The following is an 11,971-nucleotide window of genomic DNA, read 5'->3' on the forward strand; positions in this document are numbered from 1 at the left end:
TTTATACCCTAATCCTTGTAGTAATAGTCTGTTCTATTCTTTCTTTTATTTTATTATATATTCTTAATTCTTCATCTTCACTCTCCAAAACTACAACTACAGCATATTTTTGAGGTTGATTTGACCAATTCATTTTTGAGTTTACCACTAAATATAAATTATCATTATTATTAAAATTTATATCTCTAGAAAATTCATAAACAGATTTTTGTAGTGTGCCTGCACTTCTTAAATTAGAACCAGGTTCTAAAGAACACACATATTTATCATCTATTAAAAACGGTTCATCTTTACCCTTTTGCGATTCATATGCTTTTATTACCTCATCTATACTTACACCTTTTATAAGCCTATATTCCATTGAAACCCCTATATAATCCAATCTTGTATTTCTAACTGGAGGATTAAATGCAAGAGATATAATTACCCTCTTCCTACCCGCTGCTTGTCTAAATTCTTTTGGTAATGGAATTTCAAATATATGCATATTATCAGGTTTTATCTTTTCATCATCGGATTTCATATCCGCTATAAGCACTACCCTATTCTCAAATGAATCTAAACATTTATCAATATTAGGGTATCCATAACCAACACTATAATATAAAACCTTATTAAAATTATTTCTGTTTTGGTGCAGAAACTCTTTTCCCAATTCATTTTCACTATTTACTACATTTTGGACTTGTTGTATTATTTCTTCTGGAATAGCCGCAGAACTTGCTACTATACACCTCAATAGATTATTAGATGCATCTGGATACCTATTTAAAATGCGGCCAAGTATATGAGAAATATATGGTGCAGCATAACTTGTCCCAATATTCCAAGTAAATAATCCTTCATTATCATTGTTAAACAACAATTTGGATATTCCTACATTTTTAGTAGGTTCATATCTATCAGAGAAATAAATTTCTACTCCCCTATCACCACCATAAGCAATAAAATCTGGCTTGATTGCATTCATAACTCCAGGGCCTATCCGGGTTATGCTTGATATTTCGTTTTTTCTAGTAATATTTAATTTAGTTAGTCTTTCAGGCGAGTTAATAATTTCATCGGATATTGAAATTGCACCTACAGTTATTGAACTAGCAGAATTTGCTGGTTCAATTAGTTTGCATTCTTTCATTTTATAAAAATAGTTCGGATAAGTTTCTTTTATATTTTTGTAATCATCATATAATTCATATGTAAAATTTCCAGTTGATACAACAAAAACAATATCGTATTTATTTTGTAACTCGTCTAAAACACAAGCCCAAGCCTTTGGTTTACCACCATTAAAAATATATTTACTATCTCCTTGTGATAAATTATATATTCTACAACCATACCCATTATAGAAATATTCTACTATATCTTTCATCTGATTAGGAATTAGTTTTTCATAGAAATTCGTATATTTACTGTATGTCATCTTAAGATAAGGGTGTTGCTCTTTTTGAAAATATGATAGTAATTCTTCAAAGGTAATTTCTTTATCACAAAATAACAATATTGCATCATTTATATTTGGAGATAAATCTCCTAATTCACTTTTTATTTCCTTAATCCATAAATCTAATGTGTCTTTATATCCGCCATCATGTATCTTCGCATTGAAGAGAAAAATTTCTGGAACAAAATCATCATTATATTGAAAGTCTCCATATTCACAAATTGATGCAACTGCTGTTCCATGTCCGTTATAGTCATTTGAATTGTCTATATAATCATCAGAACAATAAAATGTCTTAGAATCGCCAATTACTCCTCTAAACAATGGATGTTGCATAAAAATGCCACTATCAATAACACATATAGAACTTGACTTGCCTGGTTTTAAGTTACTAGTGTCAAAGTTTATATCATCTATAGACATTTCTTTTACTTCTTTAATCTTTTGATATTGAATATAAAACTTTGGTATATTCTCTACTTTATAAATAAGGGGATGCTCTAATATCTTCTCTAATATATCATTATTTAATTGAACCCTTGCTACTACAACGGATTCCCCAACATAAGTATCACAAGTCCTTGCACCGTTCGCAGATATAAAATTTTTAAACTCTTCCATTTTCTCTTTAGACTTGTCTACTGTATCAAAAACCCACAAATAACAATCTATGTAGTCTCCATTATTTAAATCTTCTAATATGACATTATCTCCTACTCTATCTTCTCTTGACCATCCACTTATACTTTTTATAATAGAGAACAAATCTTCATGTTGTATTTTAGTTTTAGCAATTATTCCTTTTTTGTAATTTTCTAATGCCTCCTTAAAATTAGCAAGTTTCAAGTCATCTGAGAATAACACTTGTATCTCTTTAGTTTCTTTGTTTATAATTTTAACGCCAAAATATTCTAACTTATCTTCATCTTTCTCTTGTAAAGTATATCCTGGTTCTAATTCTAATTTCATCACTAAGTAGGGCTGAAATTCAAACTTTTCACTTTTATCCAAAGTGTTTTTAATTTGAGAATCTAATGCGTTCTTAAGAAAGTCTGCTTGTTCAACATTATACTTTGTAGGCGGTGGAGGCCCATATCCACGTTTCTTTTTTCTTTCCCTATCTTCAATATTTACCTTAGTAAATCTTATATGATCCATTTTTCATCACCCTATTACAACAATTCATAACAATCAATTAACCCATTGATTTTTTTATCAATTCCCGTCTATCTCTTTCTTTTAGGATTATTTTTTCAAATAATGAATCATTAATTTTGTCCAAACCATCTAATACCATTTTTTTAATAGACTCATAACATATTCTTTCTATATCGGCATATGATAATCCAACTAGATTATTTAAATGACGTTCAATATTCAACTCTTTATGATAATAATTTCTAAGTTTTAATCTAATAAATTTCTCAATATCATCCTCTTTAGGCATACCAAAATATATTACTTCATCAAATCTTCTCCAAAGTGCTTTGTCAATTATAGTTTCGTAGTTAGTTGCAGCAATTACCATAGTGTTCTTAGAAAAATTATCCAATAACTGTAAAAAACTATTTACAACTCTTTTTAGTTCTCCATGTTCTGAATCAATTGATCTACTTTTACCTATTGAATCAAATTCATCGAAAAATAACACCCATTCTCCTTCTTTGGCAAAATCAAATACCTTTCTTAAATTAGTTGCAGTTTCACCTAAATATGATGATATAATACTATCAAATCTAGTATATAACAGCGGTAACTGTAATTCATTTGCTATTGACTCTGCTGTAACAGTTTTGCCGCATCCTGGTGGCCCACAAAATAAAATCTTAGTTTTTGGGTTTAATTTATATGTTTGAAGTAGTTCTTTTTGCTTAAATTCTAAAATTATATCTTTAATTTTCTCTTTATTATCAGAGGTGAGAATAATATCATCTAATAAAACTTTAGAAAACTTCATTTCTAGGAGTTGAAAGCCAGTTTCTTTATCTGTGGGCAATTGTCTGTTATTTATATTTCTGCTTTTATATATTGATAAAGTACAATTATCATCAAACAAAATTCTAGATAATTTGTCAGCAAGCAAGTAATGATTTTTTTTCTTTTCTTCCTCTATAATATCGTACGCTACTTTAGAAAACTCAACTTGATTATTTTCCTTAAAAGCCTTAAACAATTTTTCTAGATTTTCTCCTGACGCCATTACTCTCACCCCTTTCTTAGAAAATATGATTGTTTTTTCTTATGCAGTAATAAAAATAAATAATCTTCAATATCATTATGCCATCTTCTTACAAATATATAACCTAGCATCTACCTTATTAAGCAGACATCAGCAGTTTTTCTGAATAAATTAAATATATATTTATTTGTTTATTAATAGGACATCATTTTCAATAAGCACCACTAATATTTAGTATCGACTTATCTTTTAAAATATTATATAATACTTGTTTATATTTCGCTACATAAAAATATGCTATGTTTTAAACAATAGCATACTTTTATTCTATCTTATAATTGGTTAATTTTGTTTCTCATTGATTCTCTACTTGGGTTTAAATAAAGAAGAGTAGTATGAACATTACTATGACCTGCTAAATAAGCAACTTCATGTACTGACATCCCACTTTCTAAAGCAATTGTGCAGAAAAAATGCCGCAATGTATGAGGAGTGATCTTGTCGCTATACTTATTGAAAATCTTATTAATTGTTGACCTATGAATTACCTTACCATTACTATTTGCAAATAAATACGGACTTTCACTTTCTCTCACTCTTAAGAACTCACTTATACTATTAATAATCTTATCATTTAAATAAACAACTCTATCTTTATCTCCCTTACCCCTAACCTTTAACTCTCCAACTGTTAAATTGAAGTCTGTTAACTGAATATTAAGTGCTTCACTAATTCTTAAACCTGCATATGCTAATAATGTGGCCAAACAATAAATATCTCGATGCCCATTCTCTAATAGTTGTTGTCTAAAAGCATCTACTTCCTGTTTAGTTATATCCGAAGGGTTTGCATATGTCTGCTGTACATTAATATTATCTTTCTTTGAAACTACTTGGTCTTGCTGTATTCCTTTCTCAATCAAAAATTCATTATACTTTATCAATGCACTAATCTTGCAATTTATTGTTCTACCAGTATCTTTCTTAATATTACGAAGATAACTGATATAATCTAAGATGTTTTCCCGGTATAGCACCGAACATTCTCTGCCAAAGGACTCCAAATACCATTGATAGTAACCTTTAATATGCAGGTAGTAACTATTGATAGTATTCTCGCTTTTTCCTCGTAATGTTAAATAATCTTTGAATGCCTCTAACAAAATTTCACCTCCATAAATTATGTTGCCAATCATATTTCTAAATTCCCGTAAATTATGTTGAATTTATATATTGATGTTACCGCCTTTAGAAACAAAAGTCAGGACCTTCGGCAGCATAATTTATATTATGTTGAAAAAATTTTTAGCCCAATCTCCTTGTAAACTAAGTATTACAAATATTAATTAGTGTAATCTACAAAAGCAGTTGCAATTTAAAAAGGAGTCTAGGCTTATAGCCCGACTCCCTACATAACCCTTTATAACCTTTTCATTGCTCTGAAGTAGTTTCTGCCTCATCAATTTCTTCTAAATCACATAATTTCTCATACAGAGTTTTTAGTTCAGCAAATTTTTGCTCTTCTAATAGTTCCACATTACCTGACTCTAAAACTTCCTGTAGTGCCTCTTCTTTACTTACTATATAGGCATAGTCTTTTGAGCCTTGAATTTGAGAACCTATAATAATAACAAACCTGCCGTCTTTTAACTTGGTAATGCCTTTATGCATTCCTAAACCTCCATTACCCCAGTTACGTCCATTCCAGTAATCTAATTTTTCATTATATTTTACTCTGGCAACAATCTTATTGCAAAATTCACTTTCATAAACATTAACCCTTCTCATTAAAACATCTCTCCTTTCTAAATAAACAAAAAACTAACACGGCAAAACCCTCTTTTCCGGGCAAATTTGCTATGTTAGTTTACTTTGATTTAAGATTATTTTATTATCACTTATAATGATATTTCAAACTACTCATTCTGTCAAATTTTTTGGCAGCAATATTTTGAACAATTTCCTAAATCCCCTAATCTCATCTACTTATCAGATAATCTATTAGTTCCTTGTAATCCTCATCATATTCACTTTTTTCATGGTCATGGCCATATTCTTTTCTAATCTCCAATAAAGCATTTTTAATTTCACCTTCTTCATATGATTCCTTGACTTCAACAGATTTATGTGTTTTGTCAACTAGAAATGCATCAAAATGACAAGAAAAATGCAGCACCCAAGCAATCCAATTTTGTTAATATAAGGTATGAATTTTTATCGTACTTTCATCAAGGAGTTCTCTAAACGATTACTTGAACCTTCAAATACAATTAAGTGGCTGTGATGAATAATTCTATCAATGATTGCGCTTGTTAGCTTTTCATCGTAGAAAATACTGTTCCATTTACTGAATTCTAAATTAGTAGTAATAATTAGACTTTTGCGTTCGTAACAGTCTGATATAACCTGAAATAAAAGTTGCGCTCCCTCTTTTTCAAATGGAATGAAACCCCATTCATCGCAAATAATCAAATCTGCCTTATTCAATTGCTTCATAAAACGTTTAAGGCTTCCTTCAGCTTTGGCATCCAATAGTTGATTAACAAGTGAAGATGTGCGGAAAAACCTTACCCTTTTCCCACGGTTACAGGCTTCCACACCCATTGCCGTAGCCAGGTGAGTTTTCCCAAGCCCAACAGATCCATAGAGAATCAGGTTTTCCTTTTTGTCAACGAAAGAAGCTGTTTTAATAGCTTCTACATCGATAGTATTGGGTATACTCATCTTTTCAAACCGAAAGTCTCCAAAGGTTTTCAAGACATCAAATTGCGCTTGCTTCAGCAGGGCATTTTTACGATTGAGTTCTCTGGCCTCTATTTCCATAGCCAAAAGCTTAGCAAGAAATTCCTCATGGGTCTCGGCCTCAATCTGCGAATAATTCTTGGCAATTCTTGAGCCAAGTTTTAGAGTGTTACAGTAGGCAGCAATTAGTTCATGCATGAGGAAGCCCCCTCTCAAGCAGGTCGTCGTAGATTGAGTTATTCACCTCATATGACAGACAAGGGATTTCATCTTTCACAACAATATCAGGTATGGGAGCATTTGCGAAGACCATACTGTAATAACGGGCCCATATACTATCCAAGTCTTGTATACCTTTTTGAACACAGTAGTTAAAAGCATCCACTGCTGTTTCAAGCTCACTGTTAGCAACCATCTTCTTCAGCATTCTTAGGGTAGCTTTCTTTTGCTCGTAATCACAGCCAGAAAGGTACTCCTGCAATGTTTGGGGCAACTGCTGAAAAAAGCCGGTATATTTTATGGCATTTGGTCTGTTACTCATCAGTACCAGATAGGGTTCCCATTTCATAGATTCTTTTTGTTTTCCATATAATCGGTTATGCCATTGAACAACCTGATACTGATCATCAAGAATCCAGACATTGAAAGCATTGGCTTTCACAAAAAGCTCCCTTTGAGCATGCTCAGGACTGGCAGAGTATTTTCTGTTTTCAAAGTTCACTTTCCCGTATTTATCGGACTTCACTTTCTCAAGACGGTAGATCTCATACTCAGCTTTTGGCAAAGGTTTCATTGCTTTCTTATCCTGTTCAAACAGAGTTTTAATGAGGATATCTTTTAAGTAGTGCTTACGATGCATATCTTCATCACATTCGATCAGCAGGTTCTTATTAAATTCTTGAAGGTCTTTGAATTCCGGCACCGGAACCAGCATATTTCTTCTTGAATAGCCTACCTTGTTTTCCACATGCCCTTTTTCATGCCCACTGTCGGGATTGCAGAAATTACTCTCAAAACCATAATGCAGTCGAAATCTGTTGAATGCGTCTGTAACTTCCCTCTCACCGTTAGTCAATATCTTCTTTACAACAGCCTTATCGTTATCAAACCATATACAGGTGGGAACTCGTCCCATGTGATTGAATATATTTTGCATACCCTGGAGCAGGCATTCAATGTTGGTTCCCTTATAGGCCTGTATGTAACCGCCATTGCTGTATGGGAAAGACATGGCCACATAGCAGCCTTCATATCGAATCCCGTTTTCCACAAATTCTGCCATTCCAAAGTCTAACTGCGCCTCCCCGGCAGGATGATAAAGCGGGATATAGCTTTCATTGCTTCCATATAGTTTTCGTTTCTTTTCTGCTACATATCTGGCAACAGTTCGATATGATACAGTAAATTCATCTTTGTATAACTTACTAAGCCGATTATATATTCTTTTGGCTGTATGTCTCTGTTTCCTTGGTGCCTTTAAATCGGCTTCCAGCCATTCATCAATAGTTTTTGCAAATGAGTCAAGTACACTTTTGCTGTTCTTTTTTCTGGTTAATGGTTTTGACCAATCATCCTTATCCACATATTTCTGGACAGTTCTGAAGTTAAAACCGGTTATTCTTGAAATTTCTCGTAAGGATAAGCCTTTCTTATCCGATAAATCTTTGATATACTTAATATCAGCCATTGTTAGCATCCTTTCCGTACCCCCTTAGCATTGACAACTAAAGGGTACTATTTTTAATTGGGTGCTGGCAATGTTTTTTTCTTCTATCAAAATCATGAATAGCTAAATATGCCTGCCGTTGACGATAGAAATCAACCGCAGTGAAAGTTGTATTAATATTTACTGTAAAATATTCTCAAATTTGTTTGGCAAGCTGCTGCACTTTTACGTGGCAACTTGCTGTACTTTTATTTTACAATACACACAGATTTAAAAAGCCTGTGTTCATCAAGACTGTTCCTATGTTTATAGGCTAAATAATAATAATAATGTTTTGTTGGCATTAGTGATATAAAATGGCCATTAAATCCAAATCCATGAATACATTTATAAGTCTCTAAAAGTACTTTGGATATTTCTAAAGTGTCTAAATCCTTAATTTCATGCATAATATTCCCTCCTGTTCCTTAACTTTCTTATAGCGTGTACAGTGTACCATCACTTTCTTATAACTTCTAGACTTGAGATTTATTTATTACATATATATATCTATATTTTTTATCCTTTTATTTTACATCTACTGTTTCTGCCCCGGATAAATGTCCCGGAGTTGCTCAAGTTGCGTGACCGTTTGCACGTATGCTAATATCTTCCTGGAAGAAAAAAAGGAGGATATGATAAGAGCTTTGAATATATATGTTAAGTGTTCCAGCACCTAACCCTCAAAGCCCTTTAACACATTTGTAATATGATAATAGCATATCTGGGGCGGAATGTTAAGGAGTATCGCAGAAATTGTTTAAAATTTTTGGAAAGGCTGGAGTTGATATGCCCGAAATGCGGCGGGAAAACAACCTTTCATGACAGATATGCACGTCATGTGCATATGGGCGAGGAAATTGAATGGATTAACATATTCCGTGTAATCTGTAGCAAGTGTGGGAAGACACATGCAATCATACCGGATTTCATCAGGCCGTATAAGCATTACTCGGCTTGTGATAGCGAGCTGGTCCTTCGGGACCAGGAGGACGGTATACCTCTTGAGGAGATTGAGACTGCCGCCAGCATATCCACATTAAGGCGGTGGGTAGAAGAATTCAGGCAACGGGGGCGGCAAGCTGCAGGAGCATTAAGAGCTATACTGTACAGGTATTATGGCAAGTTTGTCAATGAGCTGGAGATGATAGAAACAAAGGTATTCCACATGATTGAGCGGCTGCTTGGGTTACTGCCGCAGATAGAAAGCAGCCATCTTGCCATAGGTGAAACGAATATGTGGCTAACAAATCATCTGGCAGGAGTATTTGTATAGAAAATTCCCACATAGTTTGCGTAGCTGTCCGGAGTTCCCTTCTGATAGGCTTTAGGAAAAAGCACAGGAGGGATCGAAATGATAAACAATGAAGTATTGGAAAAAGCATTAAAGAAACATGAGATCATATCGCCGCTATTGCAGCCGGATCTGGATGAGGCGGAAAAGCGGAGAATACGGCAGGAGATACTTGAGAGGGAAGGAATTTCGGAAAGGACACTTCGGAGGTATCTTGCAGCGTACCGGGAGAATGGTTACGAAGGGCTATTACCAAAGATACGAAAAGATACAGGGCAACAAAGAGCGATATCTCAGGAAATATTAGATCGGGCAATCGAAATAAAACAGGAACTGCCGGAGAGAAGTGTCAGGAGGATCATAAAGATCCTTGAAGGCGAAGGGATTGTCAAAAAAGGAAGTGTCTCCAGAAGCACCTTGTCCAGGCATCTTTTGAAGATGGGCTTTGGTGCAAAAGACTTCAGAAATGTTCGTATAGAAGGAACGACAGCCCGCCGGTTCGTCAAAAACGGAAGGAACACATTGTGGCAGGCAGATATCAAATACGGTCCGTACATACCGACTGCCGACGGCGGTAAGAAACGGACATACATGGTGGCATTTATTGACGATGCGACGAGGCTGGTGTGTCATGCAGAATTTTACGACAATCAGAGGCTTCCGATATTGGAAGACAGTTTTCGCAAGGCAATATTGAAATACGGCAAGCCGGAGGCAGTATACGTTGACAATGGCAAGGTATTTATCTCGAAATGGTTCAGAGTAGCATGTGCAAAGCTGGGAATCCGTCACATGAACACAAAGGCGTATTCTCCGGAGAGCAAAGGCAAGATTGAGAGGTTCAATGCCACAGTTGAAGAGTTTTTCCAGGAGATATCGCTGGAGAAAGCAAAAAGCCTGGAGGAACTTAACCGCAAATTTCGGGTATGGCTGGATGAAGGGTACAACGGGAAGCCTCATAGCAGTTTAAAAGGGGTTTCTCCATCGCAGGCGTATGCAAGTGATCCAAAGAAGGTGCGGTTTGCAACTCCTGAAGAATGCCGGGACGCATTTTTATGGGAAGATACAAGGAAAGTTGACAACACAGGCTGTTTCAAGCTGCAAGGGATAGAATATGAAGCCGGAATCGAATACATAGGCAAAAAAGTGGATGTGCGGTATGATCCTTTTGATATGAGCCTTCTGGAGATATGGTACAATGGTGAGCGCCGAAAGACAGCAACCCCGCTGAAGGTTGGGGAATACTGCTCAAAGGTTGAAAAAACACCAGCAACGAAATCGGCGACTCATTCACGGCTATTAAAAATATATGAGAGCGAGAATGAAAAGAGGCAAAAACGGCAGACCGGAGCATTAACCTTCAGGAGCATGAAGGGCGGTGACAGAAATGTTTGAGCAGTACTACAACTTTCTGCACACGCCGTTCACCCGGGATATACCGGAGAAGCATTTGTATAGCAATCCGGAGCTGGAAGAGGTCTGCAGCAGGCTTGAGTATGCGGCCCGGAACCGGTTGTTTGCAGTGATAACGGGAGATGTTGGTACAGGAAAGACCACAGCCATAAGGAAGTTTGTTGGGGCGCTGGACAGCAACCGGTACAAGGTAATGTACATAAGCGATTCGGCGTTGACACCGAGGAATTTTTACTGGGAAGTATTGAACCAGCTGGGATGTGAAGCGAAATTCTACAGGAGCGATGCAAAACGACAACTAACGAGAGAGATCAGCAACCTGATTGAAATACAGAGACGTATTCCTATAATCATCACAGATGAGGCACACCTACTTTCAAGGGAGATGCTGGAGGAAATCCGGTTTTTACTAAACTTCAGGATGGATTCGTATAACCCAATGAGTTTAATCCTGGTAGGCCAGAGTGAGTTGAAGGACATCCTGAAGAAGCAGATATATGAGGCAATATGCCAGCGAATAGATATCCGATATCATATGATGCCATATGATCGGCAAAGAACCGGTGAATACATAAGAAAGCACCTGGAGTATGCAGGAGAAAGCCGGGAGATATTTACGGATATGGCGGTAGACGAGATATATGAATATTCTCATGGAGTACCGCGAAAAATCAACCGGGCGTGTACAGCTTGCCTTTTACATGGGGCACAGGTACAGAAAAAAATCATAGACGATCATGTGGTAAGGCTTATTGTTGAGGAAGAATTGAACTGGTAGTTAATATGCCCTGTCCGTATACATCTGCGGACAGGGCTAATGAGCAAAACTAGCGGTCAAAAAGAATGAGCAGATTGCGGTCAAAGAGGCCGAACAGCGACAATCTACAATAAAAATAAAAAGCCAAGGGCTAAATCTGCCTTTGACTTTGATTTTTCATTATACTGCAATTAATTAATAATTACTGAACAATATTTATTCTATTACCATGGTAATCTCAATTTCTCTGCTACAATTTTTGCACTTTCCTTTATTTGAGGAAATAATTTCTATCTTTTGTGTCGATTTGCATACAGGACATTCATATTCAATTACTTTACCTATATTCTGCTCAAGTACAATTTTGGGATTTTTCTTTAAATAATTTTCTAAATCTTTTAAATTTTTAAATGTAGGCATGATAAATCCCCCTTTAT

The 11,971-nt window shown here is 35.3% G+C and carries 12 protein-coding genes; 3 read left to right on the forward strand and 9 right to left on the reverse strand.

All coding sequences use genetic code 11. The features are described 5' to 3' along the window. Nucleotide 1: 1 nt before the first annotated feature. The 8 genes from CDO33_RS17540 to CDO33_RS17575 form a co-directional block, all read right to left on the reverse strand. Nucleotides 2-2,602 carry a S8 family peptidase gene (locus CDO33_RS17540; RefSeq protein WP_103082639.1) on the reverse strand — a complete coding sequence of 867 codons (2,601 nt, stop codon included), beginning with the start codon at nucleotides 2,600-2,602 and terminating at the stop codon, nucleotides 2-4. A 37-nt stretch (nucleotides 2,603-2,639) separates the two neighbouring features. Continuing rightward, nucleotides 2,640-3,644, reverse strand: coding sequence for an AAA family ATPase (locus tag CDO33_RS17545; protein ID WP_103082638.1), 1,005 nt, complete (start codon nucleotides 3,642-3,644; stop codon nucleotides 2,640-2,642). Nucleotides 3,645-3,955: 311 nt separating this feature from the next. Beyond that, nucleotides 3,956-4,819, reverse strand: a complete 864-nt coding sequence (locus CDO33_RS17550) for a tyrosine-type recombinase/integrase (protein ID WP_242973946.1) — start codon at nucleotides 4,817-4,819, stop codon at nucleotides 3,956-3,958. A 235-nt stretch (nucleotides 4,820-5,054) separates the two neighbouring features. Next, complete coding sequence (locus CDO33_RS17555; protein WP_101299031.1) at nucleotides 5,055-5,411, reverse strand: hypothetical protein; 357 nt, start codon at nucleotides 5,409-5,411, stop codon at nucleotides 5,055-5,057. Nucleotides 5,412-5,601: 190 nt separating this feature from the next. Then, entirely contained in the window at nucleotides 5,602-5,799 is a 198-nt protein-coding gene (locus tag CDO33_RS17560; RefSeq protein WP_103102814.1) for a hypothetical protein, read from the reverse strand. A gap of 38 nt (nucleotides 5,800-5,837) precedes the next feature. Continuing rightward, nucleotides 5,838-6,563, reverse strand: a complete 726-nt coding sequence (gene istB, locus CDO33_RS17565) for an IS21-like element helper ATPase IstB (protein ID WP_103083303.1) — start codon at nucleotides 6,561-6,563, stop codon at nucleotides 5,838-5,840. Next, a complete protein-coding gene (gene istA / locus CDO33_RS17570) occupies nucleotides 6,556-8,061 on the reverse strand; it encodes an IS21 family transposase (RefSeq protein WP_103083304.1) in 1,506 nt (501 codons plus the stop codon). Before istA ends, istB begins: the two co-directional genes overlap by 8 nt. 218 nt (nucleotides 8,062-8,279) lie before the next feature. After that, on the reverse strand, nucleotides 8,280-8,480 hold the full coding sequence (locus CDO33_RS17575; protein ID WP_103083356.1) for a hypothetical protein: 201 nt from the start codon (nucleotides 8,478-8,480) through the stop codon (nucleotides 8,280-8,282). A gap of 299 nt (nucleotides 8,481-8,779) precedes the next feature. Between CDO33_RS17575 and CDO33_RS17580 the strand changes: the two genes are divergently transcribed. The 3 genes from CDO33_RS17580 to CDO33_RS17590 all read left to right on the forward strand — a co-directional run bounded on the left by CDO33_RS17580 (nucleotide 8,780) and on the right by CDO33_RS17590 (nucleotide 11,555). Then, nucleotides 8,780-9,346 carry a DUF6431 domain-containing protein gene (locus CDO33_RS17580; RefSeq protein ID WP_103083291.1) on the forward strand — a complete coding sequence of 189 codons (567 nt, stop codon included), beginning with the start codon at nucleotides 8,780-8,782 and terminating at the stop codon, nucleotides 9,344-9,346. 78 nt (nucleotides 9,347-9,424) lie between these two features. After that, the gene (locus CDO33_RS17585) at nucleotides 9,425-10,759 is read left to right on the forward strand and encodes a DDE-type integrase/transposase/recombinase (RefSeq protein ID WP_103083290.1); all 1,335 of its coding nucleotides are present in this window, start codon (nucleotides 9,425-9,427) and stop codon (nucleotides 10,757-10,759) included. Continuing rightward, nucleotides 10,752-11,555 (forward strand): ExeA family protein, encoded by an 804-nt coding sequence (locus tag CDO33_RS17590; RefSeq protein WP_103083289.1) that lies wholly within the window; start codon nucleotides 10,752-10,754, stop codon nucleotides 11,553-11,555. Before CDO33_RS17585 ends, CDO33_RS17590 begins: the two co-directional genes overlap by 8 nt. 195 nt (nucleotides 11,556-11,750) lie before the next feature. Here the strand turns inward: CDO33_RS17590 and CDO33_RS17595 are convergent, their stop codons facing one another. Continuing rightward, nucleotides 11,751-11,954 (reverse strand): hypothetical protein, encoded by a 204-nt coding sequence (locus tag CDO33_RS17595; protein ID WP_103082714.1) that lies wholly within the window; start codon nucleotides 11,952-11,954, stop codon nucleotides 11,751-11,753. Between the last annotated feature and the right edge of the window lie 17 nt (nucleotides 11,955-11,971).

Origin of the sequence: Clostridium thermosuccinogenes, from assembly GCF_002896855.1 — a bacterium.
GTDB lineage: Bacteria > Bacillota > Clostridia > Acetivibrionales > DSM-5807 > Pseudoclostridium > Pseudoclostridium thermosuccinogenes.

Bases quoted from the DNA above. Each gene is read 5' to 3' on its own strand.
- istA (WP_103083304.1), bottom strand. From the start codon at position 8,061: ATGCTAACAATGGCTGATATTAAGTATATCAAAGATTTATCGGATAAG.
- CDO33_RS17550 (WP_242973946.1), bottom strand. From the start codon at position 4,819: ATGATTGGCAACATAATTTATGGAGGTGAAATTTTGTTAGAGGCATTC.
- CDO33_RS17540 (WP_103082639.1), bottom strand. From the start codon at position 2,602: ATGGATCATATAAGATTTACTAAGGTAAATATTGAAGATAGGGAAAGA.
- CDO33_RS17595 (WP_103082714.1), bottom strand. From the start codon at position 11,954: ATGCCTACATTTAAAAATTTAAAAGATTTAGAAAATTATTTAAAGAAA.
- CDO33_RS17575 (WP_103083356.1), bottom strand. From the start codon at position 8,480: ATGCATGAAATTAAGGATTTAGACACTTTAGAAATATCCAAAGTACTT.
- CDO33_RS17545 (WP_103082638.1), bottom strand. From the start codon at position 3,644: ATGGCGTCAGGAGAAAATCTAGAAAAATTGTTTAAGGCTTTTAAGGAA.
- CDO33_RS17555 (WP_101299031.1), bottom strand. From the start codon at position 5,411: ATGAGAAGGGTTAATGTTTATGAAAGTGAATTTTGCAATAAGATTGTT.
- CDO33_RS17590 (WP_103083289.1), top strand. From the start codon at position 10,752: ATGTTTGAGCAGTACTACAACTTTCTGCACACGCCGTTCACCCGGGAT.
- CDO33_RS17585 (WP_103083290.1), top strand. From the start codon at position 9,425: ATGATAAACAATGAAGTATTGGAAAAAGCATTAAAGAAACATGAGATC.
- istB (WP_103083303.1), bottom strand. From the start codon at position 6,563: ATGCATGAACTAATTGCTGCCTACTGTAACACTCTAAAACTTGGCTCA.
- CDO33_RS17580 (WP_103083291.1), top strand. From the start codon at position 8,780: ATGATAATAGCATATCTGGGGCGGAATGTTAAGGAGTATCGCAGAAAT.